Origin of the sequence: Rhizobium sp. CBN3 (assembly GCF_030518245.1) — a bacterium.
GTDB lineage: Bacteria > Pseudomonadota > Alphaproteobacteria > Rhizobiales > Rhizobiaceae > Rhizobium > Rhizobium aethiopicum_A.
In genome coordinates this window covers 159,532-185,194 of record NZ_JAULSE010000010.1, presented here as the reverse complement: position 1 = coordinate 185,194, position 25,663 = coordinate 159,532, and the positions used below count along the sequence as shown (strand labels likewise).

Here is a 25,663-nt window from a genome sequence, read left to right as displayed (position 1 = left end):
GGCCGCTCTTGTGCTTCAATTTTTCAGACGATCGATCAAAGGATCCGCTGTCGTGATCGCAGTGCCCGCCCGGCCGCGAAGACGCCTCCCGGACGTCTCGGTGCCGTGATGGAAACACTCAACCTCGCGCTCTTCGTCGTCGAAGCCATCGCCTATTTCGTGCTGATGGTGACGCTTCTGCATTTCCGCCATCGGCTCGGCCTCGGGGTTTTCTTAACGGCGCTCGGCGTCATGCATTTCATGGAGACGTACCTGGCGGCGGTCTTTTACGTCTCGCTGCCGTTCGGCGATGTGTCCCCGGGCTCATCGGTCTTCTTCTCCGGCAAGCTGATGATGATCCTGATGCTGTATCTGTGGGAGGATGCCGCGACGGTGCGCCAGCCGATCTACGGTTTGTTTCTCGGCAATCTGCTGACTGTCGGCATCGCCTGGGTGCTGCAGTTGCACCAGCCGCTGCAGCTGTCGTCGAACCACACGCCCGACGTCGATTTCCTGAAGGAGATGGGCTGGCTGATGATCTGGGGCACGGCGCTGCTCTATGTCGATTCGCTCGGCATCATCCTGCTCTATGAAAAACTCGGCGATTTCTTCCGCAGGCGTGTCGTCCTGCGTTTCATGATCTCCGGCTTTGTGCTGCTGACTTTCGATCAGGTCGGCTTCTTCGCCGCGCTGCACTATTTCCTCGATGTTCCGGTCGCCGTATTCTGGGGTGGCTGGAAGGCGAAGATGCTCTCCGTCTGCCTCTATGGGGCGATGTTTGCCGTCTATGAATATCGGATCCGCCGCCTTGGCGCCGACGCCGCCGCGCGCTCCATCAGCGACGTCTTCGGTGATCTCACCTTTCGCGAGCGCTATAACGACCTTCTGGAGCGCACCGGCCGCGATATGCTCACCGGCGTCTATGATCGCACGCGCATGGAACTCGAAGCGCCGCTGATGCTGCGCGAGGCCTTGAGGCAGGGGCTGTTTGCCACCGTCCTTATTATCGACGCCGATCACTTCAAGGATGTCAACGATGGTCATGGCCATCTTCAGGGCGACGAGGTGCTGAAGGCGATCGCCGCCCGGCTCGGCTCGACGCTGCGATCCAGCGACCGCATCTTCCGCTTCGGCGGCGAGGAATTCGTCGCCGTCTGCCCCGGCACAAGCCACGAGGAAGGGCTGCTGCTTGCCGACCGGCTGCGCTGGACGATTGAGACCAGCGTCAAAACACCGGACAACAAGCCGGTGACGGTCAGCATCGGCGTTGCCACAGCTGACGAGGACGGCATCAGCTTTACGACGGTGCTCACCGCCGCCGACGGCAGGCTCTACGCGGCAAAGAAAAGCGGCCGCAACTGCGTCGTCGGCCGCTCCGGTATGATGCAACCGAGTTAGGCGGCTGATCGCGTCGATCACCGCAGCGCGAAGCTGCCGGCAACCTGATCGTTTCCTCCGGAATCCAGGCCATGCTGCATGTCCTGCTCCTGCTTGCCGTTCTCAATGCGGCAATCGTCCTGTTTCGTATTACTCATCGCGCTATGCGTAAGAGCTGAGACAAAGTAGCCGTAGCAAGACTGGCTGCGCAGGGAACGGGGCTGGGCAGATTTGACTTGCCAGCCCCGCTTTAATCAGGCGGCGCGGAAGATCTTGGCGCCGGATGGCGCGCCCGTCATGCCGCCGTCGACGGTGATTTCGATGCCGGTGACGTTGGCGGAATCATCCGAGGCGAGATAGAGCGCTGCCTTGGCGATTTCCTCGGCTTCGCTCATGCGGCCGAGCGGGCTGAGGCCGCCCATGCGAGCTTCGAGCGCCGACATCGCATCTTCCGTTGGCGCCAGCGGCGACCAGATCGGCGTCTTCGTGCCGCCTGGAGTTACCTGGTTGACGCGGATGCCGCGCGGCGCAAGTTCCGACGCCATATTACGCGTCATGGCACGCACCGCCGCCTTGGTTGCCGCATAGGCCGACCAGCCGGGAGCGCCGAGCACGGCATGCACCGAACCGTTGAGAATGACCGAGCTGCCGTCGCTGAGATGCGGCAGGGCCGATTGCACGGTAAAGAACACTGCCGTCAGATTGGTGCTGATGATCCGATTGAACTGCTCCGGCGACGTGTCACCGAGCGGTGTTGCGCCGCCGATGCCGGCGTTGGCGAAGACGATGTCGAACTTGCCGACCTTCGCGGCAGCTTCCGCAAAAGCCTTCTCGGTGGCGGCGGCATCGGTGACATCGACCTTTAGCGCCAGCACACCGCTCCCAAGCGCCTTTTCGGCGGCGGCAAGCGTTTCCGGATTGCGGCCGGTGATCACCACCTTGGCACCCTCGTCGATGAAGACTTTGGCGGTCGCAAGACCGATACCGCTGTTTCCGCCGGTGATCAGGGCTACCTTGTTTCTTAGACGCATGATTCATGCTCCTCTTGGAAATGGCAACGATCTGGATTATGATCGTTATCTATAAGGATTATGATTGTAATCCACGTGAGTCAAGAGACAATTCGAGGAGGTTCCGATGGGGCGTTCGCAGCTGGAAAAACAGAAGACGCACGAGAAGATCGTCGAGACCGCGTCAAAGCGGCTGCGCGAAGAGGGGCTTGATGGCATCGGCGTCGCCGACCTGATGAAGGAAGCCGGCCTGACCGTCGGCGGCTTCTACAAGCACTTCGCCTCGCGTGACGATCTCGTCGCCGAAGCGATTGAGTCCGCCTTCGATTCATGGGGACACAGGCTGGAAGCAGAGGGTGTTGACCCGGCGAAGATGACGGCTGCCGACGTCGCCGATCGCTATGTCAGCGTCTATCACCGCGACAATCCGGGCGAAGGCTGTCCTTTCGCCGCGCTGACCTCGGATATCGCGCGCAGCGGCGAGAAGGCGCGGCGCATTGCGACGGAGCGGCTCGAACGCAATTTCGAGGCTTTGGCCAGCAAGGCCACGGGAGCGCATGAAGCGGAAAGACGGCGAAAGGCAATCATGGCTTTCGCCATGATGGCAGGCGGCGTCGGCCTTGCCAGGGTTTCCTCGGATGAGGGGCTTTCGGGCGAAATCCTGGAGACGATCCGGGATTTCGCCGCCGATATCGGCAAATGACGAACGGCCGGCAGGTGCCGGCCGTTCAATGGAGGGCACTGAAGCCGATCAGGCTGCGAGTGCGATTTCCTCGACGCGCGACTTGGCGGCGCCGATGGCCTTTTCAGCGGCTTCCGGGCCGAAAGCCAGGCCTTCGACATAGATGGTTTCGATGTCGGTGATGCCGAGGAAGCCGAGAACCGATTTCAGGTAAGGCACGGCATGGTTCAAAGGTGCCGCCGGTCCCTGCGAGTAGACGCCGCCCGAAGCAAGCACCACATAAACCTTCTTGCCGGTCACGAGGCCGACCGGGCCGCTTTCCGTGTACTTGAAGGTCACGCCGGCGCGGGCGACATTGTCGATCCACGTCTTCAGCGACGAATAGATGTTGAAGTTGATCAGGCCGGTGCTGATGACGATCGTGTCGGCGGCAAACAGTTCGGCGACCAGTTCGTCGGAGGTCTTGATGGCGGCGATCTCTTCGGCGGTGCGGGCTTCCGCCGGCTTGCGGATCGCGCCCGTGAAGAGGTCGTCGATATGCGGCAGCGGGGTGGCGGCAAGGTCGCGGCGAACGACGACGCTGCCCGGCTTCTGGTTTTTCAGCTTTTCGGCGAGATCGGCGGCGATCGGCGTCGAGAGCGATTCGGCACGCGGGCTGGACGTCAGAAGAAGAATGGACGACATGGATCATTTCCTTTCGAATTGAACGGAACGGCTCGTTGCTGGGAGGTGAGCCGCGGTGTCGAACAGGAAAATAAGTCTGGCTTGCTATCGAAAAAACGGAGATAATGTCGATCGAAACTATCGATGGAATGGATGGAAGATGCTTCCGAACCCCACCCTGGATCAATTGCAGGTGTTTCTGACCGTTGCCGAAACCGGCAGCTTCTCGGCCGCGTCGCGGGCATTGAACCGGGCGCAATCGGTTATCAGCTATACGATCGCCAACCTGGAGGCGCAGCTGGAAGTGGCGCTTTTCGAGCGTTCCGGCGCGCGCCAGCCGAAGCTGACCGAGGCGGGCAAGGCGATGCTCGAGGATGCGCGCCGTATTCTGGGTGATCTGCAGGTCATGCGGGCGCGCGTCAAAAGCCTGAGGGAAGGGCTTGAAGCCGAGGTTTCCGTGGCCATCAGCGTCATGGTGCCCTCGCGGGCCGTGGTGGACGTGCTGCACGAATTCCGCGAGACGTTTCCGACCGTTTCATTGAACCTCAATGTCGGCGAGCTCGGAATGGTCATGGATCTCGTATTGAGCGGCAAGGCGACGATCGGCATCGGCGGCGCTGTGCTGAAGCAGGATGATTCGATCATCACCGAGCGGATTGGCCATTCCTTCATGTTGCCCGTTGCCGCGCCCAACCACCCGCTTGCCCAAATCAGCCGGCCGTTGACACTCGGCGATGTGCGCGAGGAAGTGCAGCTCGTCGTCACCGACGCCTCGGGCCGCACCAAGGGACGGGACTTCAATGTCTTGTCGTACAAGACGTGGCGGGTCAGCGATATCGCGACGAAACACCAGCTTATCAAGGCCGGTCTTGGCTGGGGCGGTCTTCCGGCTTCGATAATGCATGATGATTTGCGCAGCGGCGCACTCGTCCATCTCGATCTCGATGCCTATGAACAGGGCGAGTACGCCATCTATTCGATGCGCCAGCTCGCCAACCCGCCCGGGCCAGCCGCCAGCTGGATGATCGATGCGTTCCGCACGCGGCTATCCCACTGCCCGAACCAGGCCGATTTCCATGCCGAAATGGCGGAACTGCGTGACACCGCTCCGCCGCTTGCCGCCGAATGATGAAGGCGCGGAACCGCGCCTTCATTGGTATCCCTTCGCTTAAAGGACCAGCCGGAACTTCGAGAAGCCGTCGGCACCGTCGCCGGCATCCTCGATCTTGACGCTCTTGACCGCCGCGAGGAACTGCTTTGCCTTGGGACCACTTTCGAAGGTAACGGTCGTGCCCGGCAGCGGCTTGAAGGTCCAGTTCGCATCAGCCGACGGATTGATCGTGCCCTGGTCGTGGACGTAGCGGACGATGACGTCGCGATTGGTATCAGGCGCCTGGAAGATCACCTTGTCCGCTGCAATCTCCGGGAAACTGCCGCCGCCGCCGGCGCGGTAATTGTTGGTAACGACGACGAACTGCTGAGCCGGATCGATCGGCTTGCCATCGAAGGCGAGGTTCTGGATGCGGTTGGAGTCCGGATTGATCGTCTTGCCGGATGAATCATATTTCGGCGGCTGCGATAGGTCGATCTGATAGGTCACGCCGTCGATGACGTCGAAATTATAGGATGGGAAGTCGGTGTTGAGCAGCGGCGTATCCTTCGAGCCGGCTTCGATGTGATTGAACATGCCGGCCGACATTTCGAGCCAGTTCTTCACTTGCGCGCCGGTGATGGCGACAGCCTGCACCGTGTTCGGATAGAGGTAGAGGTCGGCGACGTTCTTGATGGCGATATCGCCGGCCGGAACGTCGGTATAATAATCCGCGCCGCCGCGACCGCCGGCCTTGAAGGGAGCCGCGGCCGAAAGCACCGGCACATCCTTGAATTGCGTGTCGGCGAGCATCTGCTTGATGTACCAGGTCTGGGCCTGGCTGACGACCTGCACGGAAGGATCGTCGGCAACCAGCGCGAAATAGGAATAGAGCGGCGCGGAGGTCTTGCCGACGGGCGTGCGGACATAGGCGAGCGTCGCCTCATGCTCCGATTTGGCGGCCTCGACCACCTCTTTCTTGTCGGCGTAATCGGCAACTACTTTCTTCTTGTCGTCGCGATGATAGATCGGCCGGGCTTCGGAGGTGAAATCGACGATCTTCCAGCTGTTGCCGTCCTTTTCGAGCAGCAGGTCGATGAGGCCGAGATGCGAGCCCCAGAAGCCTGCCATCACGGCGGGCTTGCCATGCAGTGTGCCCTTGACCGGGTCGGCATTGGCGACGCCGTCCCAGCTCTTCGGGCCGGGGAAGACGAGATGCTGATGGCCGGTGAAGATCGCGTCGATCCCCTCCACGGCGGCCAGATGCAGCGAGGCATTTTCCATTTTTTCGGACGGCGCGCTGCCGTCGATGCCGGAATGGGAGAGGGCGATGACGATGTCGGCGCCGGCTTCCTTCATTGCCGGAACCCACGCCTTGGCGGCCTCGACGATGTCACGCGTCTGCGCCTTGCCCTCAAGGTTCTTGATATCCCAGAGCATGATTTGCGGCGGCACGAAGCCGATGAAGCCGATCTTGACCGGGCTCTCCTTGCCGGCGCCGTCCTTGATCTGCTTTTCCACGATGACGTAAGGCTTGAAGAAGAGGTCGTCCTGCTTCGGGTCCGAGGCGAGCTGGCCCTTCGTCAGGTTGGCGCAGACGAAGGGAAAGTTGGCGCCCGACAGCACCTTGAACATGAAGTCGAGACCGTAGTTGAACTCGTGATTCCCGAGCGTGCCGACGGTATAGCCGAGCGTGTTCATTGCCTTGATCACGGGATGGACGTCGCCGTCCTTCATGCCGTGCTGATAGGCCATATAGTCGCCCATCGGATTGCCCTGCAGCACGTCGCCATTATCGATCAGCAGCGAGTTGACGGCTTCCGCACGGATATTGTCGATGATCGTCCCGGTGCGCGCCAGACCCATCGTGTCGTTCGGCTTGTCGGCATAATAGTCATAGGGGAAAACGTTGACGTGAATGTCCGTCGTTTCCATCAACCGGAGATGCGCCTGGTTGGCGCTGGCACGCGCACTGAATGGGTGCAGCAGCACCAGGGCGGAGGTGGCGGCAAGGCCGCCAAGCAGGGAACGACGGCTCATCAGGCCGACATCGAAAATGGAAGACATGGAAGCTCTCCTTCAAAGATCATGCATCGTCCGGCCCCTCAGCATTAGGACGATTTGGCGAGGAGTACACTGCGAAAATGACAGGACGGACACAATCCGTGGCAAAGGGGAAATGGTTTTAAAACGCAACTTATCGCGAGATCTTCCGACCGAATCCCTCGGGGAGGGGCGCGAGCAGGGTCGTCATTGCAAAGGGTCAAAAGATTCGGGCGCACCGCGCCCGGTCTGGTCGACAAAGCGCAGGCGCTTTGCGGCCGCGATGTGCCTCGGCGCAAAAGCGGTGCGGCCTTACGATTTCAGCGTCGACGTCGCCAAATGAGGTGGGCGGTCGCCGCTGGTCGCGGCTCTCAGCTGGCGCACCGCCAGCACCGGCCGTATTTCCTTATGGAAAAAGCGGAAATAGGAGGCGACCTGTGCCCGCGCATTCGAATTCACATCGAACTGCACGCCGATACGGCCATTGTGCTTCCAGCGGATGATGCCTTCGAGCAGTCCGATATTTTCGGCTTCGATGCGCACCTTGCTGCCGGAAGCGGCATGGAGTGGCGTCTTCGTCTCCAGGGCGGCGCCGGTCACCGACAGGTTGAGAATGCGGACATCCACTTCGCTGTTCAGATATTTGACGATGCCGAAGACACGGCAGTTTTGCCGATCGGCCTTTCTCGCCGTGATTTTCAAGTTGCGGGTCATACTGTCTCCCTCGGATACAGTCGAAGAGCATACCGCCCGAAAGTTGAAATGGTTTTAGTGGCTTGGCTAAAATTGCAATGAAACTGCCGGTTGGCGTTACTGCATGTCGCCGAGATGCGTGCAGCGATTCTGGAAAGCCAATGGTGTAGGACCGGTTAACGCAGGTCGCCTGAATCAAATGCGACGCTGCGGGCGTTGCCCCTTCTGCGCGCCACCACATGTTCGCGCCAGACCGTGAAGATGCCGGCGGCGACCACGATCGCCGAGCCGATGACCGTATTGAGGCTGAGCGTTTCGCCGTAGATAGTCACGCCGATGATGGAGGCATAGACAAGCGACAGATAGGTCAGCGGCTGAACGGCGGCGGCATCGAGACTGTCGTAGGCGCGGATCAGGAAATAATGGCTGGAAATGCTGGTCACGCAGACCAGCGCCATCCAGCCCCAGTCGCCTGATGACATCCAGCTCCAGTAGAAAGGCCCGATCAGCGTCATCGCAACGGCGCCGACGACACCGGTATAGAAGAAGCTGGTCGTCGAAGAATCGTCGCGGCTGACGAGCCGTGTGGCGATGACGTAGAAGGCGAAATTGAAGCAGGAGGCGACGGCGAGAAGCAGCCTCAGGTCGAAGAAATCGCCTTCCGGCTTCAGGATCAACAGCACCCCGAAAAGCCCGGCGCCGATTGCCGCCCATCGCCGCCATCCGACTCGCTCACCGAGGATCGGCATTGCCAGCAATGCGATCAGGATCGGCGTCGCGGAGAAGATTGCCTGTGAACGGGCAAGGCCGATCACGGCAAAACAGGTGATGGCCAGAACCACCTGAACCGCAAGCAGCAGACCGCGCGCCACCTGCAAGGCGGGGCGTTTGGTGCGGGCCGTCGCCTCGAGACCGCCGCGCATCTTCGAAGCGAGAATGACTGTGAAAAGCCCGAAGGCCCAGTAGCGGATCATCGTCACAAAGATCGGCGGATAGGCGGATGCCAGGTGTTTGGAGATGGCGTCCTGCAGCGAAAAGATGGTCAGCGCCAGCAGGGCGAAAATGTAACCGTGGGTCTTCGATTTCATGACATGCCAATAAGCGGGAGACGCCCGCGCGCGCCGAAAGTCTGGTCAGGCATTCGGAAAATAAGCAAGGGCTCAAAGCCCCACATTCGGCCTGTCGATGATTTCTCTGAGCGCGAAACTCGAATTGATCTTGACCACATGGGGGAGGGCCGACAGCCAGTCGCGATGGATACGCTCATAGTCTTCGAGGTCGCGGGCGGCGACCCTGAGGATGTAATCATATTCGCCCGACATCAGGTAGCAGACGAGCACGTTGGGGCAGAGCTTCACCGCCGACTCGAACTCCGCCAGCGTCTTGGCGAACTGGCCCGAGAGTGAAATATGCACGATGGCGATCATCTTATAGTCGAGCGCCTTGTGCGAAAGCCGCGCATGGTAGCCGTCGATGACGCCGCTTCTTTCAAGAATGTCGAGCCGGCGCGAACAGGCCGAAGGGGAAAGCCCGATCCTCTCGGCGAGCTCGGCATTGGTGATACGGGCATCGGCCTGCAAAACCTTCAGAATCGCAAGATCGATGGTATCGAGATCGGCCATTCGAAGAACCTTCGAAGATAGGGGGTAGCGACGCAATAATCACCGAAAAATCGCGTTTGCGCAAACCGTCTTTGCAAGGACATTTCGCAGCCTTGGTGGTTGGATCGGTCGCAGAGGAGATCCGCGACCGCGGAGACAAAAGGAGAGGAACGCGAAATGCGTGTCGGTTGCCCGAAGGAAATCAAGAACCATGAATATCGCGTCGGCCTGACGCCTGCTTCGGTGCGCGAATATGTGGCGCACGGCCACGAGGTCTGGGTCGAGACCAAGGCGGGCGCTGGCATCGGTGCCGATGATGCCGCCTATGCCGCGGCTGGCGCCAAGATCGCCGCCTCCGCCAAAGATATTTTCGAAAAGTGCGACATGATCGTCAAAGTCAAGGAGCCGCAGCCCTCCGAATGGGCGCAGCTTCGCGATGGTCAGCTGCTCTACACCTATCTGCATCTGGCGCCCGATCCCGACCAGACCAAGGGTCTTCTCGCCTCCGGCGTCACCGCAATCGCCTATGAGACGGTGACCGACGAGCGCGGCGGCCTGCCGCTGCTGGCGCCGATGTCCGAAGTCGCCGGGCGCCTGTCTATCCAGGCCGGAGCGACAGCCCTGCAGAAGGCCAATGGCGGTCTCGGTGTTCTGCTCGGCGGCGTGCCCGGCGTGCTGCCGGCCAAGGTCGCAGTCATCGGCGGCGGCGTCGTCGGCCTGCATGCCGCCAGAATGGCCGCCGGACTCGGCGCCGATGTCAGCATCCTCGACAAATCCCTGCCGCGCCTGCGCCAATTGGACGATATTTTCGCGGGCCGCATCCACACCCGTTATTCCAGCATTCAGGCGTTGGAGGAGGAGGTTTTCTCGGCCGATCTCATCATCGGCGCCGTGTTGATCCCGGGTGCTGCCGCTCCGAAGCTCGTTACCCGCGAGATGCTGTCCGGCATGAAGAAGGGCGCCGTCATCGTCGACGTCGCCATCGACCAGGGCGGCTGCTTCGAAACCTCGCATGCGACCACCCATTCCGATCCGACCTATGAAGTCGATGGCGTCGTGCATTATTGTGTCGCCAATATGCCCGGCGCAGTACCGGTCACGTCGGCGCATGCGCTGAACAACGCCACGTTGGTCCATGGTCTGGCACTTGCCGATCGCGGCCTGCGCGCCATTGCCGAGGACAAGCATTTGCGGAACGGTCTCAACGTGCACAAGGGCCGTATCACCAACAAGCCGGTCGCCGAGGCGCTTGGTTACGAGGTCTTCGCTGCGGAAAGCGTGCTGAACGTAGCGTAAGCTGCTTGACCCACGGTCAGGTGAGGGCGCCGGTCTCTGCCAGGGCCGGCGCCTTTGCCTTGTCAATCCGACACTGGAAGCAATTGTTGCGCGCCGAACGCACATGGACATAGGCGATGTCGGCTCGTGCCAGCAGTGTCTCGGCATAGGCCGGGATTTCGTCGATATCGGTCACCGCGCCGGTGCCGTAGACGATGCGATCATTCGCACTGTAGCCGCGGACGATGAAATCGGGGCTCATCATCAGCATTGGCGGCTGGACCTCCTCGGCGACGTAGCGTCGGCACCGCTGTTTATGCAGGAAGATCGGCCCAGTTTCGGCGTAGGGCTGCAGCGCTGGGAAGGGCCGGTAGGCGAAGACCAGCAGTTCCTCGCCCTCCTCGATATTCTTCAAGCAATGGCGGCAAGGGTTGCCGTCACCGTCGGAAACCATCGTCTCGGGCGGCCTGTCATAAGCGTCGCGCCCGCCGTTCCAGAGATGCTCGGCGTCTCTGGTCGGCATGGCGACAAAACGAATGGCGGTCATGACAAATCTCCTTTGTGATTGCCATGAAATTGCACCCGGGCCTCCGCCCAAGCCACCCGTTTCTTGCGAAGCGGGATCGTGAAAGGAGACTTGCCTTGGCTGAAATCAATTTGGCGCTGCTGGCGCAGCAAAATGCCGAAATATTGGAAGAACTCAGGGCTTTGCGTCGGGAGGTGGCGGAACTGAAGGAGCAGTCGGACCGCACGCTCGACTTCGAGCGCCGCAATGATCCACGCCGCCCAACCAGCCTAACGCAGCGTTAGCTGCTTCTGCTCCCGCCTCTAGCTAAGGTCCTGCCACAGCAGCACATCTGGCGTGTCAGCCGTGGGCCTGCACAGATTCGGGATCTCCCGCGACCGGCATGGGAGCAGGGGCGAGTGCCTTGGTGATCAGAAGCGCTGTGACGACAACAGGGACGACCGCCCAATAGGAAAAGCGGATACCGAAATATTCGGCGATGAAACCGAGCAGCGGTGGACCAGCGAAAAAAACGATGAAGGTTGTCTGCCCCAGCGCCGCGACGTTGACCGGAGCCGGCCGGTCCTTGCGTCGGGCCGCAGCTGAGATGGCGAGCGGATAGACCGACGAGCAGCCGATACCGGTAAGGCCGAAGCCGATAAGGGCAATGACGGGGTGTGCCGCCGTTGCGACCATGAGAAGCCCGACGACGACGATTGCGAGAAGAACCGTTGCGACCGGGTATGGATTGAAGCGATCAATCACAGGGTCCATTCCAAGCCGGCCGACAGCGATGCACAGCGAGAATATCGTCACGCTGAGCCCACCGACGAAGGGTGCGGCTGCAAAGACGTCACGCATATAGATGGCCGCCCAATCGACGCTCGCGCCTTCAGCCAACAGCGGCGCCGCGCCTATCAGGCAAAGGGGTAACAGCCCGATGGTGGGAAAAGCGACGCGCGGATTCTCTCCGGTGTGCGCGCCCTGTCGCGGCGGCGCTGTCTCGATCTTCGAGAAAACGACCGATCCTGTAATAAGTATGGTCAGGAGAACGAGGAGGATGTGCAGTTCGATGGAGACGGCGGCTTGCCGCATGCCGGCGGCAACAAGGGCAGTCATGCAGAAACCGAGGCTCCACATACCGTGTGCACGGCTCATGATGCGCCGTCCAAGCAGCGCTTCGTGTCGGTCGGTTTCGATATTGGCATTGATCTCGAATGCGCCGGTGAAAAGACCGGCGATGAAGAACAATGGCATGGCGGAGAGGGCTGAAGGCATCCAGGCGATCACCGCAAAAGATATGGACGCACCGAAAACCGTGACGAAGGCGGTGGTGCGGGCACCGAGCCTCTCGATGATCCTCACCGAAAACGTCAATCCGCAGAGAACCCCTGATGACATAACAGCCAGCAGAAGTCCGAGCTCGCCTTCGGTTAGGCCAAACTTGCGCTGAAGATCCGGCAGTCGCGAAAGAAAGGCCCCTACGCAAAGGGCTACGGCAAACTGGATGAAGAAAATGCGGTGGTGCGGCTTCATCTCGGGACCTGCTCCGATCGGATATGGATTGAAACCCAGCTGATGCCGGCATAGCGAGGCTTTCCGGTGAGATGGCGACCGGTTCAGAAACCGGCGGCTTCCGGATTATCTACACCGCTGCTGACAGCTGCTGTCAGCATAAATCCCACCATGGGCAGCAAGTCTCAGCTTTTCCGCGCAAGTTCCAATAGCTCCTTGTCACTCAGCGGCCGCACGATGCCGGTGCCTGTGGACACAGGGGAGAAGCCGTACATCTGATAGAGCTGCAGTGCGCGCGGATGGTCGAGATTATTGGTGGTCGTGGTGACGCGCTTCGGATCGAGCGCCCAGATGGCATAGAGCGCCTGCAGCAGAAACCATTTGCCGATGCCGAGCCCGAGCGCATGTTCGATCAGGCCGAAATGGCTGAGTTCGATCGTCTCCTCGTCCTCGCAGAAATATTCGTAGAAGCCGGCCGGAGCGCCGTTCACGTAGAGGACGCTGATATTGTTGCGCTTGTCGTTCAGCGTTTCTGCCAGTTGCTCGTCGCTCATACGCAGCCGGTCCACCCACTGCCAGCGCGCGCCCACCTGTCGGTAGAGATAGCGATAGAAGGGCAGCGGTATACCGGGCGCGCGCATGATCGCCGTCTGGATATTGACGGGCACCGGCATGCTGGCCTTCGGCGGCGCCGCCATTTCAAGACGGGTGATATGCGCTTTGAGAGAAGCGGGCGTCTTTCCCATGGCGGTCAGGCTTTATCAGGCGTCGGCGGGCCGGTGACGACAGGCGTATCGTCACGGCTGCCCCATTCGCTCCATGAACCGTCATAAAGCTTGTTGTCGTGATGGCCGAGCGATTCCAGCGCCAGCGTGATGATCGCGGCCGTGATTCCCGAGCCGCAGGAGGTGACGACCGGTTTGGAGAGATCGATCCCTGCCTCTTCGATCGTCTGCCTGAGTTCGGGCAGCGATTTGAACCGACCCTGGTTGGTGAAGACACCGGAGGGCAGGCTTCGGGCGCCGGGCATATGGCCGGAGCGCATGCCTGCACGCGGCTCGGCTTCGGTAGCGGTGAAGCGGCCGGCGCTGCGGGCGTCGGCGATCTGCATCGCACCGCTGGAGACAATGTCGCGCATGGTATCCAGCGTCACCACCCGGCTGTCGTCGAAGTCAGGCGTAAACGTCGCCGGCGCATAGTTGGGGGCCGCTGTTTCGAGCGGACGGCCCTCGGCCTTCCAGCCGTCGAGACCGCCGTCGAGGACGAAGACGTTCTTTGCCCCCATCACCCGGAACAGCCACCAGACCCGGGGCGAGGCAAACACGCCGATACCGTCATAGACGACGATGCGATCATTCTCGCTGATGCCGAGCTTGCCGACTTCGGCGGCGAAGTAATCGGGCGAGGGGATCGTGTGCGGCAGCGCCGTCGAGTGGTCGGCGATCTTGTCCTGATCGAAGCGGATGGCTCCGGGAATATGGCCGGCCGCATATTCGGCGTCGGCGTCACGCTTCTGCGCTGGCAGGTAGAAAGAGGCGTCCAGCACCCGCAGATCCGGCTTGCCGAGTTCGGCCTGCAGCCATTCGGCCGAGACGACGAAACGGCTCTTGCTCTCAGTCATTCTGGTCTCCCTTGTCAGGCTTCTTGGCCGGGCGTGCCGAAGCGGATGCGGAAGCGCCGATTCTCCTTGCCCTTCTTTTCGATCTTGGCGATGTGGATCTGGCCGACTTCCTGCGTCTCCGACACATGTGTGCCGCCGCAGGGCTGGCTGTCAATCGAGGAGTTTTCGCCGATGCAGACGAGGCTGACCCGACCGAGCCCCATCGGCGGGCGCACGTTCTTCGACTTGACGATGTCGGGGTTGGCCGCCAGCTCGTCGTCGGTGATCCATTGCAGATAGACCGGGTGGTTCTGGCCGACCAGTTCCATCAGCTTGGCCGTGACTTCGTCCTTGTCGATCGTCTCGCTCATGTCGAAGTCGACGCGGCTTTCCTCCTCGCCGACGGCGGCCCCGGTGATCGGATAGGAGCAGATGACCGACAGCAGGTGGCAGGCCGTGTGCATGCGCATCAGCCGGTAGCGGCGCGGCCAGTCGACATGCAGCACCAGCGTCTCGCCAACCTCCGGCCGCGGCTCGTTCTCGAGCGGCACGTGGATGATGACGTCCTTGCCGGCGCCGTGTTTCGTCTGGCCGAGTATGATCTTGGTACCGTCTGCGCGTTCAAGCTGGCCAGTGTCGCCGGGCTGGCCACCTGATGTGGCATAAAAGCAGGTCTGGTTGAGTTCGATGCCCCCGTCGTCGTGAATGGCGGTGACGACCGCCTCGCACGTCGAGAGATAGAAGTCGTCGCGGTAGAGGGCATTGACGCGCATGAGGTCTCACACGGGCTCGTAGGGAACGTTTATGTCGGACGCACCAGTCATCCAGCCCGGAACGGGCAGTCCTTTCGACCGCAGAAAATCCGGATTGAAAAGCTTCGACTGGTAGCGGTTGCCGTAGTCGCAGAGGATTGTCACCACCGTGTGACCGGGTCCGAGATCGCGGGCGAGATTGACCGCGCCGGCAATGTTGATCGCGGTCGAGCCGCCGAGGCACAGCCCCTCGTTTTCGACGAGGTCGAAAAGATAGGGAAGCGCTTCGGCATCGGAAATCCGATAGGCATAATCGGGGGTAAAACCCTCGAGATTGGCAGTGATGCGGCCCTGGCCGATGCCTTCGGTGATCGAGGATCCCTCGGATTTCAGCGTGCCGTTCTGATAGAACTCATAGAGTGCGGCGCCGTCGGGATCGGCAATGCCGATCTTGATGTCGGCCTTGAAAGCCTTCAGGCCAGTCGCCACACCCGCCAGCGTGCCGCCGGAGCCGACGGAGCAGATAAAGCCGTCGATCTTGCCATCCGTATCGTTCCAGATTTCCGGTGCGGTCGTTTCGATATGCGCCTGGCGGTTGGCGACGTTGTCGAACTGGTTTGCCCAGATCGCACCGTTCGGTTCGCTCTTCGCCATTTGTTCGGCAAGGCGCCCGGACACTTTCACATAGTTGTTCGGGTTCTTGTAGGGAACGGCGGGCACCTCGACGAGTTCGGCGCCGAGCAGTTTCAGCGCGTCCTTCTTTTCCTGGCTCTGCGTTTCCGGGATGACGATGACGGTGCGGTAGCCGAGCGCCTTGGCGACCAGCGTCAGCCCGATGCCGGTATTGCCGGCCGTGCCTTCGACGATGATGCCGCCGGGCCGAAGCAGCCCCTTCCGCTCCGCATCGCGGATGATGTAGAGCGCGGCACGGTCCTTGACCGACTGGCCGGGGTTCAGGAACTCCGCCTTGCCGAGAATGGTGCAGCCGGTTGCCGCCGAGGCGCCCTTGAGTTTGATCAGGGGCGTATTGCCGATGGCTTCGAGGACGGAGGGATGGAAGGTCATGGAATCTGCCTCTTTCGAACTCTTACTTTAGGAACGGTCTTTTCCCTTCACAAGGCTGTGTTGGCAAGAAATGCTATTCCATGCCCCTGGCTGCCACGATATAATTTCGCTTTCCTTACCCGAAATAGCGCTCGACCGCGATCCCACCGTGTCGCGGTGATCCGAAGATTGACGTTCCCCGTACGGATGATGACAAGGCGACAACGGAACACGGGTAGCCGGGCGTGGCCGAAAACCGAGATGATTCACGAGCAGATTGCCGACCGCGGGCAGCGCCTTGCGGCAATCTTCTCCTCCATTTCTCCCGATTCTGAGCCGCAGGCCGCCAGGAGACCCGAAACCGCCCTGTTTCCCCGGGCATTGCGCGCTCTTGTCGGCTTCGAGGTCGCGGACGTCCCCTGGCGCAAGTGGCTGCCCGGCCTTAAGGAATATTCGCGTGACATGGACGGCTGCGAGGTCCGTCTGATGTGGATCCGCCCTGGCTGCGCCTTGCCGGCGCACACTCATAAAGGCGTGGAGCTGATCCTCGTTGTCGACGGCGCTTTCAACGATGAGCGCGGCCATTTTGGCCCCGGCGACATCTCGATTGCCGACGAAACTGGCGGTCATCGGCCGGTTGCCGAACAGGACAGGCCTTGCATTGCTTTCGCGGTGTCCGACGGACCGATCCGGCTGACCGGGTCCTTTCGTCAGATAATCGGCGACCTGATCGGCTGAAAGCAGCCACAATGGTGTGATAGAGCCGTAAATCCGGGAGGCGCAAAGAACTTCCGGACCTGTTTTCGTGCTGGTCAGGCAGAGCCGGAGGAGCATGTGATGCGTGATTTCATTGCCCGTCCCGAACATGGAATCGTCTGGATATCAGGCGCGAGCTCGGGTATTGGCCGGGCCCTTGCGCTCAAGCTTGCCGCCGAAGGATATAAGGTCGCCGTCACCGCCAGAAGCCACGAGAAGCTGGTCGAGCTGCAGGCCGAAGCCAGCGGCCTGTCCGGCAATATTATCGTCCTCGACGGGGATGTCACCGATGCCGAGGACATGGAACATGTCCTGGCCTCCATCGAATATGAGCATGGCACGCTGGCCATGGCGATCCTCAATGCCGGTGTCTACCTGCCGGTCCACGCCGAGGACCTGAACCGCGCCGATTTCGAAAAGAGCTTTGCCGTCAATCTGTCCGGCGTCGTCAACTGTCTGTTGCCGGCGATCCGCCATATGAGGGCGAAAGGGCAGGGACAGATCGCCATCGTCTCTTCCGTCACCGGTTATGGCGGCCTGCCGACGGGGGCTGCCTATGGCGCCACCAAGGCGGCGTTGATCAACATGGCCGAAAGCCTGAAATTCGATCTCGACAAGATGGGCATCCGCATCCAGCTCATCAGCCCGGGCTTCGTTGACCCGCCGACGGTGGGCAAGAGCGCCTTTCCTATGCCAGTGGCGCGGGTGTCGTCCGAGAAGGCTGCCCGCCAGATTGCCGCCGGGCTGAAATCGCAGGCTTTCGAGATCGCTTTCCCCAGACGCTTCACCACGATGCTGAAGCTGGCGCGTCTGCTCCCCTATGGCGCTTATTTCCCACTGATGAATCATCTGACTGGCCGGCGGCAACGGCCGCCGCTGGATGATCACCACCCGGTGATGCCGCACCCTGCGGAATGATCAACGGCTCGGGAAGACGGGTGGTCGGAACGCGAGGGATCAAAACCTTATGCGGAGGGAGTCTTTATCCGCCGTGACATGAAAAGGCCGGCATAAACCGGCCTTTTCCGAGGTGGTGCGCTTTTGCGCGACATGTTTCAAAGCGGCGATTACCTGCTCAGTTGTCGTATTCGCGGCAGGCTTCGCTGATCGATGCGCCGCTCTCACCGCCGCGCGTATCGACACCGGTCCCCTGCTGCGGCATGCCGGCGCATTCCATCGCCTGCGGCGGTCGGATGCTCTGGGTCGTGGTCGGATCGACGGGCGCGACCTGGACGGGGTGCATGCCATTGTCGCTGTTGGTGTAATCGGACGAATAGTTACCTGAACCCGGATCGGTCGAGCCGCCATTCGTCGGTCCGATGGGATCCGGATTCGACTGGGCAAAGGCTGACGTTGCCATGCCGATCGCGAGCAGCGAAGCGGCAATGAGGGATTTGGTCATGAGGATATCCTCCTTTGATTTTCATCATGGATGACCTCTGGGTAACCACCTGCAGGAGTCATTGTTCCGATATTTTTGAAAAACCTGCACGCGGAGTTTGCATCGTGCGCAAACCTTAATGGCCGAAGTTGCTGGAAAGGCTCCAAAGCACGCAGCGTCGCTGTCCTGCCCAGGCTTGCAAAACGCAGCGATTTGCCGTTTCATCGGCACCACCACCATCCGACACTCCTCCTTATCGAGATACGCTCTTGTACCCGCCGATGCCCCACAGCTTCGAGAAGCCTTATGCCGCCTTCCTCTTCGACATGGACGGCACCATCCTCAATTCGATCCTCGCCGCCGAGCGTGTTTGGAGCGACTGGGCAAGACGCCATGGGCTCGATGTCGCCGCCTTCTTGCCGAAGATGCACGGATCGCGCGGCATTGACACAATCACCCGGCTGAACCTGCCGGGTGTCGATCCCGAACATGAGGCAAGGCTGGTGACCGAGGCTGAAGTTGCCGATGTCGGCGATGTCGTTGCCATTCCAGGCGCAGCCGCCTTCCTGGCCTCGCTGCCGCCCGATCGCTGGGCGATCGTTACCTCGTCGCCCCTGCGCCTTGCCCGCCGCCGGCTGGAAGCGGCCGGCCTGCCTCTGCCGAAATTCATGGTGACGGCGGAAGATGTGACGGTCGGAAAGCCCGATCCGCAATGTTATATTCTCGGCGCCGAACGCCTCGGCGTCAGCACGCGGGATTGTCTGGTGTTTGAGGATGTCGCAGCCGGCATCAAGGCCGGCGAGGCGGCCGGCGCCGATGTCATGGTCGTTACCGCAACCCATCACCATAAGATGGAGACGCCGCATTCGACGATCTCGTCCTATGACGAAATCGCCGTCCGCATCTCAGCCGACCATAAAATGCTTGTGGTCCCGAACGCCGCCTGACATCGCCAGATTCGCCGGTGCGCATTCACTCCGCCGCTGCGGCGAGACAGCGATCGATGATCCTGCCGATTTCGCTGCGGCAGGAGCCGCAATTGGTTCCGGCGCTCGTTTCCTTGCCCACCTCTTCGACGCTGTGGCATCCGCCGCGCACCGCGGCGGCGATCTGGTTGACCCCGACACTGAAGCAGGAGCAGACGGTCGCACCGGGATCCGGTCGGCCGCCGCCGGGACGACCTGCGACCAGCGCAAAGCGTTTCCTGAGGTCGCCATGCACGACAGAGAGTTGCGAGATTGCCCAGTTGCGTGCGACGGCAACCGGTTCGCCTGCAAGAAACAGTGCGGCAAGCAGGATCTCGCCATCGAAGAAGGCGAGCCTGAGGTCGCCCGATTGCCGGTCGGCGTAACCCAGGGGTTCGATCTCGGCCGGAATGGCGAACACCCTCCGGCACCAAGCCGTCCAGTCTTCGACAGCCTCGGTGAAGGCAATTTCCAGCCGCCAGCCGCCGGCAGCCTTCGCCACCGCCCAATAGGCCGCGTCGGGTTTGTCCGGTTTGATGGCCGAGACCGCGAAACCATAATGGCTGGCGCGGAAGGGCCGAACGGCGACGGCAACGTTCTTCGACGCCGGCTGGCCGGAAAGAGGGTCGGTGATCGGCGCGACCACGGCGTCGATCCGCGCTTTTGCCGCGAACTGGTCGTTCCAGTGCATGGGTGCGAAAACACCGCCGCGCGCCTGGCGGTCGGTCACCAGCGCTCGCACGATCGCTTTGCCGTGGGGGCTCTCGATCTCGACGAGGCCGGCGCTTGATATGCCGTTCTCGATCGCATCGCGCGGATGGATCTCGGCAAAGGGTTCGGCGATATGGGCGGAAAGCCGCGCGCTCTTCCCGGTTCTTGTCATCGTGTGCCACTGGTCGCGGATGCGGCCGGTGTTCAGCGTGAAGGGGAAATCGGCATTGGTGCGATCGGTTGCCGGTGGTTTGACCGCGACGAAGCGCGCCTTGCCGTCGGGATGGTAGAAGCCGCCCTCGGCGAAGAAGCGGGTGACGCCGGGCGCCGTCCCTGCCGGCTGCGGCCATTGAAAGGGCGACAGTTCGTCGAAGGCGCAACCGCTGATGTCGGCGTGGACGCCGATGTCGAAGTCGCGGCTGCCGTTGTTTTCGAAGGCGGAAAGCGCTGCATGTTCCGCAAAGATTGCCGCCGGTGCGTGGAAATCGAAAGCGGCGCCAAATCCCATGCGCCGGCCGACCTCCGCAAGCTGCCACCAGTCCGCTCTGGCGTCTCCCGGGACATCGAGAAACGGCCGCTGCCTGGAAATGCGGCGTTCAGAATTGGTAACAGTGCCGTCCTTCTCGCCCCACCCGAGCGAGGGCAAAAGCACATGGGCGTGGCGGGTCGTATCTGTCTCTCTCAGAATGTCCGACACGACGACGAAGGGACAGGCGGCAATCGCGCTTTCTACGCTGTCGGCATCCGGCATCGACACAACAGGATTGGTGGCCATGACCCAGAGCGCCTTGATGCGCCCGTCCGCCACCGCGCGGAACATGTCGACCGCCTTCAGGCCGGGCTTTGCGGCGATGACGGGCGAATTCCAGAAGCGCTGCACGCGGTCGCGGTCATCCGCATTCTCGATCGCCATATGGGCGGCAAGCATATTGGCAAGGCCGCCGACCTCACGCCCGCCCATGGCGTTCGGCTGGCCGGTCAGCGAGAACGGCCCCATGCCGGGGCGGCCGATGCGGCCGGTCGCCAGGTGGCAATTGAGAAGGGTGTTGACCTTGTCGGTGCCGGAGGAGGATTGGTTGACGCCCTGGCTGTAGCAAGTGACGACTTTCTCAGTCGTCTCGAACAGGCGGAAGAACTCCCGGATCTGCATGGCCGGCAGGCCGGTCCGTTCCAGGAGGTCGTTGATGTCAAGCGCGGCCGCTGCCGCAAAAGCATCACCGAAACCTTCGGTATGGGCGGCAATATAATTCTGGTCGATTGCCGGGCTTGTCGCGAGATGCGCAAACAATCCCATGAACAGCGCGACGTCGCCGTCCGGGCGAATTGCGAGATGCAGGTCGGCGATGTCGCAGGTCATCGTCCGGCGCGGATCGATGACGACGATCCGCATGCTGGGGCGTGCCGCCTTTGCGGCGGCAAGCCGCTGGTAGATGACAGGGTGGCACCAGGCGAGGTTGGAGCCGGTCAGGACCACCAGATCGGCGAGTTCGATATCCTCATAGGTTCCGGGCACCGTATCGGCACCGAAGGCGCGGCGATGCCCCGTGACGGATGAGGACATGCAAAGTCTGGAATTGGTGTCGATATTGGCTGAGCCGACAAAACCCTTCATCAGCTTGTTGGCGATGTAATAGTCTTCGGTCAGCAGTTGCCCCGAGACGTAGAAGGCAACCGAATCCGGCCCGTGTTCGGCGATCGTTTCGGAAAAGCGCTGGGCGACGAGATCAAGCGCCTCGTCCCAGCCGCTGCGTTCGCCCGAGACTTCGGGATAGAGAAGCCGGCCGTCGAGATCGATGGTTTCGGCAAGGGCCGAACCCTTCGAGCAGAGCCGGCCGAAATTCGACGGATGCTCGGGATCGCCTTTGACGCTGACGGCGCCCGCCTCATCGACCGTGGCGATGACGCCGCAGCCGACGCCGCAGTAGGGACAGGTGGTCTTGACCTCTGTCGTCATCTATTCCGCCGCCATCATCAGGCTTTCGAACGTGATGAAGAGGGCGCCGCCCTCGTTGCGGACCGGTAGGGTCCGCACCGCGCCCTCGTCGGCGCCGAGCGCCTTACCGGTTTCGAGAGAGATCACCCAGTTGTGCAGCGGGCAGGTGACGGCCTTGGCATGCACGATGCCTTGGGAGAGCGGACCACCCTTGTGCGGGCAGTGATCCTCGATGGCGAAGACCTCGTTTTCGGCGGTGCGGAAGACGGCGATTTTGCCCTGCGGTGTCTTTACGCAGCGCGCACCGCGAAGGGGGATGTCGGAGATGTCACCGATCGGATGCCAGTTTTCATTGGACCAGGTCATATCAATCTCCCTATTCAGCTGCCTGCGGATAACCGATCGTCGCCATCGGCTTGAATTCATGCTTGTCCTTGCCGGAGACACGCTCCGACCAGGGGTCGACCTGGGCAAATTTCTGAGAGAAGACAAAGCGGTCGTAATAGGCTTTGCGCTTTTCGGCGTCGCCCATGATCTGCCGACGGATTTCCTCCAGGCCGATGCGCTTGGCCCATTTGTAGATACGCTCGAGATAGCGGGCCTGCTCGCGGTACATCTGCGTCAGCGCCACGATATGCTCCAGCGCCTCGTCTTCGGTCTTCACAAGCCCGAGCACCTCGGTGCCCTTGATGTCGAGACCGGCCGCACCGGCGAAGTGGATCTCGAAACCGGAATCCACACAGATCACGCCGATATCCTTGCAGGTTGCTTCCGCGCAATTGCGCGGGCAGCCGGACACCGCCATTTTCAGCTTGGCCGGGGTCCAGGAGCCCCACATGAACTTCTCGATGCGGATGCCGAGACCGGTAGAATCCTGGGTGCCGAAACGGCACCAGTCCGAACCGACGCAGGTCTTTACGGTGCGCAGGCCCTTGGCATAGGCCTGGCCCGAGACGAAGCCGGCTTTGCCGAGATCGGCCCAGACGGCGGGCAGGTCTTCCTTCTCGATGCCGAGCAGGTCGATGCGCTGGCCGCCCGTCACCTTCACCATCGGGATCTCGAACTTGTCGACGACATCGGCGATGGCGCGCAGCTCGTTCGAATTGGTGACGCCGCCCCACATCCGCGGAACGACGGAATAGGTGCCGTCCTTCTGAATGTTGGCGTGGACGCGCTCGTTGATGAAGCGCGACTGGTAGTCGTCGGCATATTCATCCGGCCAGTCGCAGACGAGGTAATAGTTGAGCGCCGGCCGACATTTGGCGCAGCCGCAGGAGGTCTTCCACTCCAGCTCCTGCATAACGGCGGGAATGCTCTTCAGTCCCTTCGCCTTGATCAGCCGGCGAACGTCGTCATGGCCGAGTTCGGTGCAGGTGCACATCGGCTGAACAGCAGCCGGGTTATAGCTGTCGCCGAGCGTCAGCGCCATGAGTTGCTCGACAAGGCCCGTGCACGAGCCGCACGAGGCCGACGCCTTCGTATGGGCGCGCACGTCGTCAAGCGACGTCAGTCCCTTGCTCGTGATCGTCGAAGTGATCTTGCCCTTGCATACGCCGTTGCAGCCACAGATTTCCGCGTCATCCGGCAAGGCTGCAACGGCCGCCATAGGGTCCAGCGGTGACCCTCCCTGGTAGGCCTGACCGAAGATCAGCGTCTCGCGCATCTCCGAAATATCGGTCGCTTTCTTCTTCAGGTCGTTGAACCAGGCGCCGTCGGCGGTTTCGCCGTAAAGCACGGTGCCGATGATCTTGTTGTCCTTCAGCACCAGGCGCTTGTAGACGCCGGCACTGGCATCGCGCAGCACGATCTCTTCACGATCGTCGCCATCGGCGAAGTCGCCGAGCGAATAAAGCTCGATGCCGGTGACCTTGAGCTTGGTCGGCGTATCCGCGTGAACGAAGGCGGGCGAGCGATCGCCGGAGAGATGCGCCGCGGCGACGCGGGCCATTTCATAAAGGGGGGCAACGAGGCCGTAGACCATGCCGCCCACTTCGGCGCATTCGCCGAGCGCAAAAATGTCGCCGTCCGAGGTCTGCATGCCGGCATCGACGACGATGCCGCGGTTGACCGCAAGGCCGGCATCCTTTGCCAGACCGACGCTAGGACGAATGCCGACGGCCATCACGACCAATGTTGCCGGAATGATGCGGCCGTCATCGAGCTCGATGCCCTCGACCCTGCCGTTGCCGACGATCGCCTTGGTATTGGCCTTGCAGATGACCTTGATACCGCGTTCTTCGACGGCCTTCTGCAGGAGATAGCCGGCGGCGGGATCGAGCTGACGCTCCATCAGCGTCGGCATGACGTGCAGTACGGTGACGTCCATGCCGCGCTGGGCAAGACCGGCCGCTGCTTCCAGGCCGAGCAGGCCGCCGCCGATGACGACGGCCTTTTCACGCGCCTGGGCGGCAAGCAGCATCGCCTGCACGTCGTCGAGGTCGCGATAGGTGATGACGCCGGGCAGATCCTTGCCGGGAACCGGGATGATGAAGGGCACCGAACCGGTGGCGATCACCAGCTTGTCGTAGCTTTCAGTGACGCCATGGTCTGACGTGACGGTCTTGGCGTCACGGTCGATATTGACGATCCTGTGGCCCTTGTAGAGCGTGATGCCGTGTTTGATATACCAGCCGTCACCATGAATGATGATCTGCTCGTAGTCCTTTTCGCCGGAGAGAACCGGCGACAGCATGATGCGGTCGTAATTGACGCGCGGCTCGGCATTGAAGATCGTCACTTCATAGCGTCCGGGCGCCTGTTCGAAGAGGTGCTCCAGCATGCGCCCGGGCGCCATGCCATTGCCGATGATAACGAGTTTTTCAGTCATATTTACAGTCCTTGGATCAGGTTGCAGCCACGGGCGCAGAGTGCCCCTGGCGCGACAATTGCTTAACGGACAGGTGCATCCAGATGAGCGAGATCGCGACGATCGCGAAAAGCAGCAGGAAACAGCTGGACCAAAGGCCGGTCATGTCCTTGAGGAGCCCAAAGGCGATCGGCAGAATGAAGCCGCCGAGCCCGCCCATCATGCCGACGATGCCGCCGACCGCGCCGACGCTGTCGGGGTAATAGGCCGGAATGTGCTTGTAGACGGCGGCCTTGCCGAGGCTCATGAAGAAGCCGAGCACGAAGATGACGACGATGAAGATGACCGGAGTGATCGCGGTGGCCGGCAGCGAAAGGATGAGAGTGGCCACAGCCGACACCGCAAACATCGCGTACATGACGCTGCGCGCGCCTTTCTTGTCCGACAGCACGCCGCCGAAGGCACGGAAGATGCTGCCCGGGATGGAGTAGGCGGCCGCGATCATGCCGGCCGTTTCCAGGTTGAAGCCATAGACGCCGACGAGATAGCGCGGCAGCCACAAGGACAGGGCGACGAAGCCGCCGAAGGCGAAGAAATAGTAGAGCGAGAAGCGCCAGACCTGAACGTTCTGCAGCGGCGCGAATTCCTGGGCCAGGCTCTTGGAGGCGACGCCGCGCTCGCGGCGAAGGCTGAAGGCCGGATCATCTGTCGTGGTGAGCCAGAAGACGATGGCCATCAGCGCCAGACAGACGGCCCAGATCTCGGCAACTGCCTGCCAGCCCCATGCGAGCAGAACGAAGGGGGCTGCGAATTTGGTGACGGCCGCGCCAACGTTACCGGCGCCGAAGATGCCGAGCGCCGTCCCCTGCTTCTCGGCCGGGAAGAAAGGCGAGACATAGGCGACGCCGACTGCGAAGGAGCCGCCGGCAAGGCCGACACCAAGGCCGGCGATCAGCATCTGCGTATAGGTGTGGGCGTAGGAGAGCAGGAACGTCGCCAATGCCGCGGCAAGCATCGTCAGCGTGTAAACGAGACGGCCACCGTAACGCCCTGTCCAGATGCCGAGAACGATACGCACGATCGAACCCGTGAGCACGGGCGTGCCGATCAGCAGGCCGAACTCCGCCTCGTTCAGCCCGAGTTCCTGTTTGATGCGGATGCCGATGATCGCGAAGATCGTCCACACGGCAAAACAGAGGGTGAAGGCCACAGTGGAGATCCACAGTGCTTTGGCTGGTTCGCCGGCTGACATGGGCTGCACTTTCTCGATGGCAGACATAGC

Annotated in this window: 24 protein-coding genes and 2 pseudogenes; 9 read left to right on the top strand and 17 right to left on the bottom strand. The window is 61.5% G+C overall.

From position 1 onward, the window contains the following. Positions 1 to 105 precede the first annotated feature (105 nt). Positions 106 to 1,377, top strand: coding sequence for a diguanylate cyclase (locus QWJ46_RS17245; protein WP_302752319.1), 1,272 nt, complete (start codon positions 106 to 108; stop codon positions 1,375 to 1,377). A 35-nt stretch (positions 1,378 to 1,412) separates the two neighbouring features. Continuing rightward, positions 1,413 to 1,535: pseudogene (locus QWJ46_RS17240) on the top strand (MFS transporter); the annotation flags it as partial. A 75-nt stretch (positions 1,536 to 1,610) separates the two neighbouring features. Here the strand turns inward: QWJ46_RS17240 and QWJ46_RS17235 are convergent. After that, positions 1,611 to 2,387, bottom strand: coding sequence for an SDR family oxidoreductase (locus QWJ46_RS17235; RefSeq protein ID WP_302752318.1), 777 nt, complete (start codon positions 2,385 to 2,387; stop codon positions 1,611 to 1,613). Between the two features lie 106 nt (positions 2,388 to 2,493). On the opposite strand from QWJ46_RS17235, the gene QWJ46_RS17230 reads away from it, so the two are divergent. After that, positions 2,494 to 3,069, top strand: coding sequence for a TetR/AcrR family transcriptional regulator (locus QWJ46_RS17230; protein ID WP_302752317.1), 576 nt, complete (start codon positions 2,494 to 2,496; stop codon positions 3,067 to 3,069). A 48-nt stretch (positions 3,070 to 3,117) separates the two neighbouring features. Here the strand turns inward: QWJ46_RS17230 and QWJ46_RS17225 are convergent, their stop codons facing one another. Further along, entirely contained in the window at positions 3,118 to 3,732 is a 615-nt protein-coding gene (locus tag QWJ46_RS17225; RefSeq protein ID WP_064802027.1) for an FMN-dependent NADH-azoreductase, read from the bottom strand. Between the two features lie 139 nt (positions 3,733 to 3,871). On the opposite strand from QWJ46_RS17225, the gene QWJ46_RS17220 reads away from it, so the two are divergent. Further along, the gene (locus tag QWJ46_RS17220) at positions 3,872 to 4,840 is read left to right on the top strand and encodes a LysR family transcriptional regulator (RefSeq protein WP_184452654.1); all 969 of its coding nucleotides are present in this window, start codon (positions 3,872 to 3,874) and stop codon (positions 4,838 to 4,840) included. Between the two features lie 39 nt (positions 4,841 to 4,879). On the opposite strand, the gene QWJ46_RS17215 is transcribed toward QWJ46_RS17220, so the two are convergent. From QWJ46_RS17215 to QWJ46_RS17200, 4 genes are all read right to left on the bottom strand, one after another. After that, on the bottom strand, positions 4,880 to 6,868 hold the full coding sequence (locus QWJ46_RS17215; RefSeq protein WP_302752312.1) for a bifunctional 2',3'-cyclic-nucleotide 2'-phosphodiesterase/3'-nucleotidase: 1,989 nt from the start codon (positions 6,866 to 6,868) through the stop codon (positions 4,880 to 4,882). Positions 6,869 to 7,156: 288 nt separating this feature from the next. Then, positions 7,157 to 7,558, bottom strand: coding sequence for a PilZ domain-containing protein (locus QWJ46_RS17210; RefSeq protein WP_302752311.1), 402 nt, complete (start codon positions 7,556 to 7,558; stop codon positions 7,157 to 7,159). Between the two features lie 155 nt (positions 7,559 to 7,713). Then, a complete protein-coding gene (locus QWJ46_RS17205) occupies positions 7,714 to 8,625 on the bottom strand; it encodes a DMT family transporter (protein ID WP_302752309.1) in 912 nt (303 codons plus the stop codon). A 72-nt stretch (positions 8,626 to 8,697) separates the two neighbouring features. After that, on the bottom strand, positions 8,698 to 9,159 hold the full coding sequence (locus QWJ46_RS17200) for an Lrp/AsnC family transcriptional regulator (RefSeq protein ID WP_064802037.1): 462 nt from the start codon (positions 9,157 to 9,159) through the stop codon (positions 8,698 to 8,700). A gap of 156 nt (positions 9,160 to 9,315) precedes the next feature. Here QWJ46_RS17200 and ald point away from each other — a divergent pair, with 156 nt between their 5' ends. Further along, on the top strand, positions 9,316 to 10,434 hold the full coding sequence (ald, locus tag QWJ46_RS17195; RefSeq protein ID WP_302752304.1) for an alanine dehydrogenase: 1,119 nt from the start codon (positions 9,316 to 9,318) through the stop codon (positions 10,432 to 10,434). Positions 10,435 to 10,450: 16 nt separating this feature from the next. On the opposite strand, the gene QWJ46_RS17190 is transcribed toward ald, so the two are convergent. Continuing rightward, the gene (locus tag QWJ46_RS17190; protein ID WP_184452644.1) at positions 10,451 to 10,960 is read right to left on the bottom strand and encodes a DUF1203 domain-containing protein; all 510 of its coding nucleotides are present in this window, start codon (positions 10,958 to 10,960) and stop codon (positions 10,451 to 10,453) included. Between the two features lie 23 nt (positions 10,961 to 10,983). Here QWJ46_RS17190 and QWJ46_RS17185 point away from each other — a divergent pair, with 23 nt between their 5' ends. After that, complete coding sequence (locus tag QWJ46_RS17185; protein ID WP_368046091.1) at positions 10,984 to 11,223, top strand: hypothetical protein; 240 nt, start codon at positions 10,984 to 10,986, stop codon at positions 11,221 to 11,223. Positions 11,224 to 11,278: 55 nt separating this feature from the next. Here QWJ46_RS17185 and QWJ46_RS17180 read toward each other — a convergent pair whose 3' ends face one another. The 5 genes from QWJ46_RS17180 to QWJ46_RS17160 form a co-directional block, all read right to left on the bottom strand. Then, positions 11,279 to 12,454: an MFS transporter gene (locus tag QWJ46_RS17180; protein WP_302752301.1), complete on the bottom strand. Its 1,176-nt coding sequence runs from the start codon at positions 12,452 to 12,454 to the stop codon at positions 11,279 to 11,281. Positions 12,455 to 12,618: 164 nt separating this feature from the next. Then, positions 12,619 to 13,179 carry a GNAT family N-acetyltransferase gene (locus QWJ46_RS17175; protein ID WP_184452638.1) on the bottom strand — a complete coding sequence of 187 codons (561 nt, stop codon included), beginning with the start codon at positions 13,177 to 13,179 and terminating at the stop codon, positions 12,619 to 12,621. 5 nt (positions 13,180 to 13,184) lie between these two features. After that, entirely contained in the window at positions 13,185 to 14,054 is an 870-nt protein-coding gene (gene sseA, locus QWJ46_RS17170; protein WP_302752298.1) for a 3-mercaptopyruvate sulfurtransferase, read from the bottom strand. A gap of 14 nt (positions 14,055 to 14,068) precedes the next feature. Continuing rightward, positions 14,069 to 14,806, bottom strand: a complete 738-nt coding sequence (locus QWJ46_RS17165; protein ID WP_302752296.1) for an alanyl-tRNA editing protein — start codon at positions 14,804 to 14,806, stop codon at positions 14,069 to 14,071. 6 nt (positions 14,807 to 14,812) lie between these two features. Beyond that, positions 14,813 to 15,850 carry a cysteine synthase A gene (locus tag QWJ46_RS17160; protein ID WP_302752294.1) on the bottom strand — a complete coding sequence of 346 codons (1,038 nt, stop codon included), beginning with the start codon at positions 15,848 to 15,850 and terminating at the stop codon, positions 14,813 to 14,815. Between the two features lie 255 nt (positions 15,851 to 16,105). Between QWJ46_RS17160 and QWJ46_RS17155 the strand changes: the two are divergent. Further along, positions 16,106 to 16,567: pseudogene (locus QWJ46_RS17155) on the top strand (cupin domain-containing protein); the annotation flags it as partial. A 99-nt stretch (positions 16,568 to 16,666) separates the two neighbouring features. Then, positions 16,667 to 17,503: an SDR family NAD(P)-dependent oxidoreductase gene (locus QWJ46_RS17150; RefSeq protein WP_302752291.1), complete on the top strand. Its 837-nt coding sequence runs from the start codon at positions 16,667 to 16,669 to the stop codon at positions 17,501 to 17,503. A gap of 157 nt (positions 17,504 to 17,660) precedes the next feature. Here the strand turns inward: QWJ46_RS17150 and QWJ46_RS17145 are convergent, their stop codons facing one another. Beyond that, the gene (locus QWJ46_RS17145) at positions 17,661 to 17,987 is read right to left on the bottom strand and encodes a hypothetical protein (RefSeq protein WP_184452628.1); all 327 of its coding nucleotides are present in this window, start codon (positions 17,985 to 17,987) and stop codon (positions 17,661 to 17,663) included. A 248-nt stretch (positions 17,988 to 18,235) separates the two neighbouring features. On the opposite strand from QWJ46_RS17145, the gene QWJ46_RS17140 reads away from it, so the two are divergent. Further along, a complete protein-coding gene (locus QWJ46_RS17140) occupies positions 18,236 to 18,913 on the top strand; it encodes an HAD family hydrolase (protein WP_302752288.1) in 678 nt (225 codons plus the stop codon). A 25-nt stretch (positions 18,914 to 18,938) separates the two neighbouring features. Here the strand turns inward: QWJ46_RS17140 and QWJ46_RS17135 are convergent, their stop codons facing one another. Genes QWJ46_RS17135 through QWJ46_RS17120 form a run of 4 tightly spaced genes read right to left on the bottom strand, consistent with a single transcriptional unit; the run spans position 18,939 to position 25,660 of the window. Next, on the bottom strand, positions 18,939 to 21,596 hold the full coding sequence (locus tag QWJ46_RS17135; RefSeq protein ID WP_302752287.1) for a nitrate reductase: 2,658 nt from the start codon (positions 21,594 to 21,596) through the stop codon (positions 18,939 to 18,941). After that, positions 21,597 to 21,941 carry a nitrite reductase small subunit NirD gene (gene nirD, locus QWJ46_RS17130; protein ID WP_302752285.1) on the bottom strand — a complete coding sequence of 115 codons (345 nt, stop codon included), beginning with the start codon at positions 21,939 to 21,941 and terminating at the stop codon, positions 21,597 to 21,599. 10 nt (positions 21,942 to 21,951) lie between these two features. Further along, positions 21,952 to 24,402, bottom strand: coding sequence for a nitrite reductase large subunit NirB (gene nirB, locus QWJ46_RS17125; protein ID WP_302752283.1), 2,451 nt, complete (start codon positions 24,400 to 24,402; stop codon positions 21,952 to 21,954). Positions 24,403 to 24,418: 16 nt separating this feature from the next. After that, a complete protein-coding gene (locus QWJ46_RS17120) occupies positions 24,419 to 25,660 on the bottom strand; it encodes a nitrate/nitrite transporter (protein ID WP_302752282.1) in 1,242 nt (413 codons plus the stop codon). Positions 25,661 to 25,663 lie beyond the last annotated feature (3 nt).

Coding starts and splice junctions, on each gene's coding strand:
- QWJ46_RS17235 (WP_302752318.1), bottom strand. CDS start 2,387: ATGCGTCTAAGAAACAAGGTAGCCCTGATCACCGGCGGAAACAGCGGT.
- QWJ46_RS17230 (WP_302752317.1), top strand. CDS start 2,494: ATGGGGCGTTCGCAGCTGGAAAAACAGAAGACGCACGAGAAGATCGTC.
- QWJ46_RS17225 (WP_064802027.1), bottom strand. CDS start 3,732: ATGTCGTCCATTCTTCTTCTGACGTCCAGCCCGCGTGCCGAATCGCTC.
- QWJ46_RS17220 (WP_184452654.1), top strand. CDS start 3,872: ATGCTTCCGAACCCCACCCTGGATCAATTGCAGGTGTTTCTGACCGTT.
- QWJ46_RS17215 (WP_302752312.1), bottom strand. CDS start 6,868: ATGTCTTCCATTTTCGATGTCGGCCTGATGAGCCGTCGTTCCCTGCTT.
- QWJ46_RS17210 (WP_302752311.1), bottom strand. CDS start 7,558: ATGACCCGCAACTTGAAAATCACGGCGAGAAAGGCCGATCGGCAAAAC.
- QWJ46_RS17205 (WP_302752309.1), bottom strand. CDS start 8,625: ATGAAATCGAAGACCCACGGTTACATTTTCGCCCTGCTGGCGCTGACC.
- QWJ46_RS17200 (WP_064802037.1), bottom strand. CDS start 9,159: ATGGCCGATCTCGATACCATCGATCTTGCGATTCTGAAGGTTTTGCAG.
- ald (WP_302752304.1), top strand. CDS start 9,316: ATGCGTGTCGGTTGCCCGAAGGAAATCAAGAACCATGAATATCGCGTC.
- QWJ46_RS17190 (WP_184452644.1), bottom strand. CDS start 10,960: ATGACCGCCATTCGTTTTGTCGCCATGCCGACCAGAGACGCCGAGCAT.
- QWJ46_RS17185 (WP_368046091.1), top strand. CDS start 10,984: ATGAAATTGCACCCGGGCCTCCGCCCAAGCCACCCGTTTCTTGCGAAG.
- QWJ46_RS17180 (WP_302752301.1), bottom strand. CDS start 12,454: ATGAAGCCGCACCACCGCATTTTCTTCATCCAGTTTGCCGTAGCCCTT.
- QWJ46_RS17175 (WP_184452638.1), bottom strand. CDS start 13,179: ATGGGAAAGACGCCCGCTTCTCTCAAAGCGCATATCACCCGTCTTGAA.
- sseA (WP_302752298.1), bottom strand. CDS start 14,054: ATGACTGAGAGCAAGAGCCGTTTCGTCGTCTCGGCCGAATGGCTGCAG.
- QWJ46_RS17165 (WP_302752296.1), bottom strand. CDS start 14,806: ATGCGCGTCAATGCCCTCTACCGCGACGACTTCTATCTCTCGACGTGC.
- QWJ46_RS17160 (WP_302752294.1), bottom strand. CDS start 15,850: ATGACCTTCCATCCCTCCGTCCTCGAAGCCATCGGCAATACGCCCCTG.
- QWJ46_RS17150 (WP_302752291.1), top strand. CDS start 16,667: ATGCGTGATTTCATTGCCCGTCCCGAACATGGAATCGTCTGGATATCA.
- QWJ46_RS17145 (WP_184452628.1), bottom strand. CDS start 17,987: ATGACCAAATCCCTCATTGCCGCTTCGCTGCTCGCGATCGGCATGGCA.
- QWJ46_RS17135 (WP_302752287.1), bottom strand. CDS start 21,596: ATGACGACAGAGGTCAAGACCACCTGTCCCTACTGCGGCGTCGGCTGC.
- nirD (WP_302752285.1), bottom strand. CDS start 21,941: ATGACCTGGTCCAATGAAAACTGGCATCCGATCGGTGACATCTCCGAC.
- nirB (WP_302752283.1), bottom strand. CDS start 24,402: ATGACTGAAAAACTCGTTATCATCGGCAATGGCATGGCGCCCGGGCGC.
- QWJ46_RS17120 (WP_302752282.1), bottom strand. CDS start 25,660: ATGTCTGCCATCGAGAAAGTGCAGCCCATGTCAGCCGGCGAACCAGCC.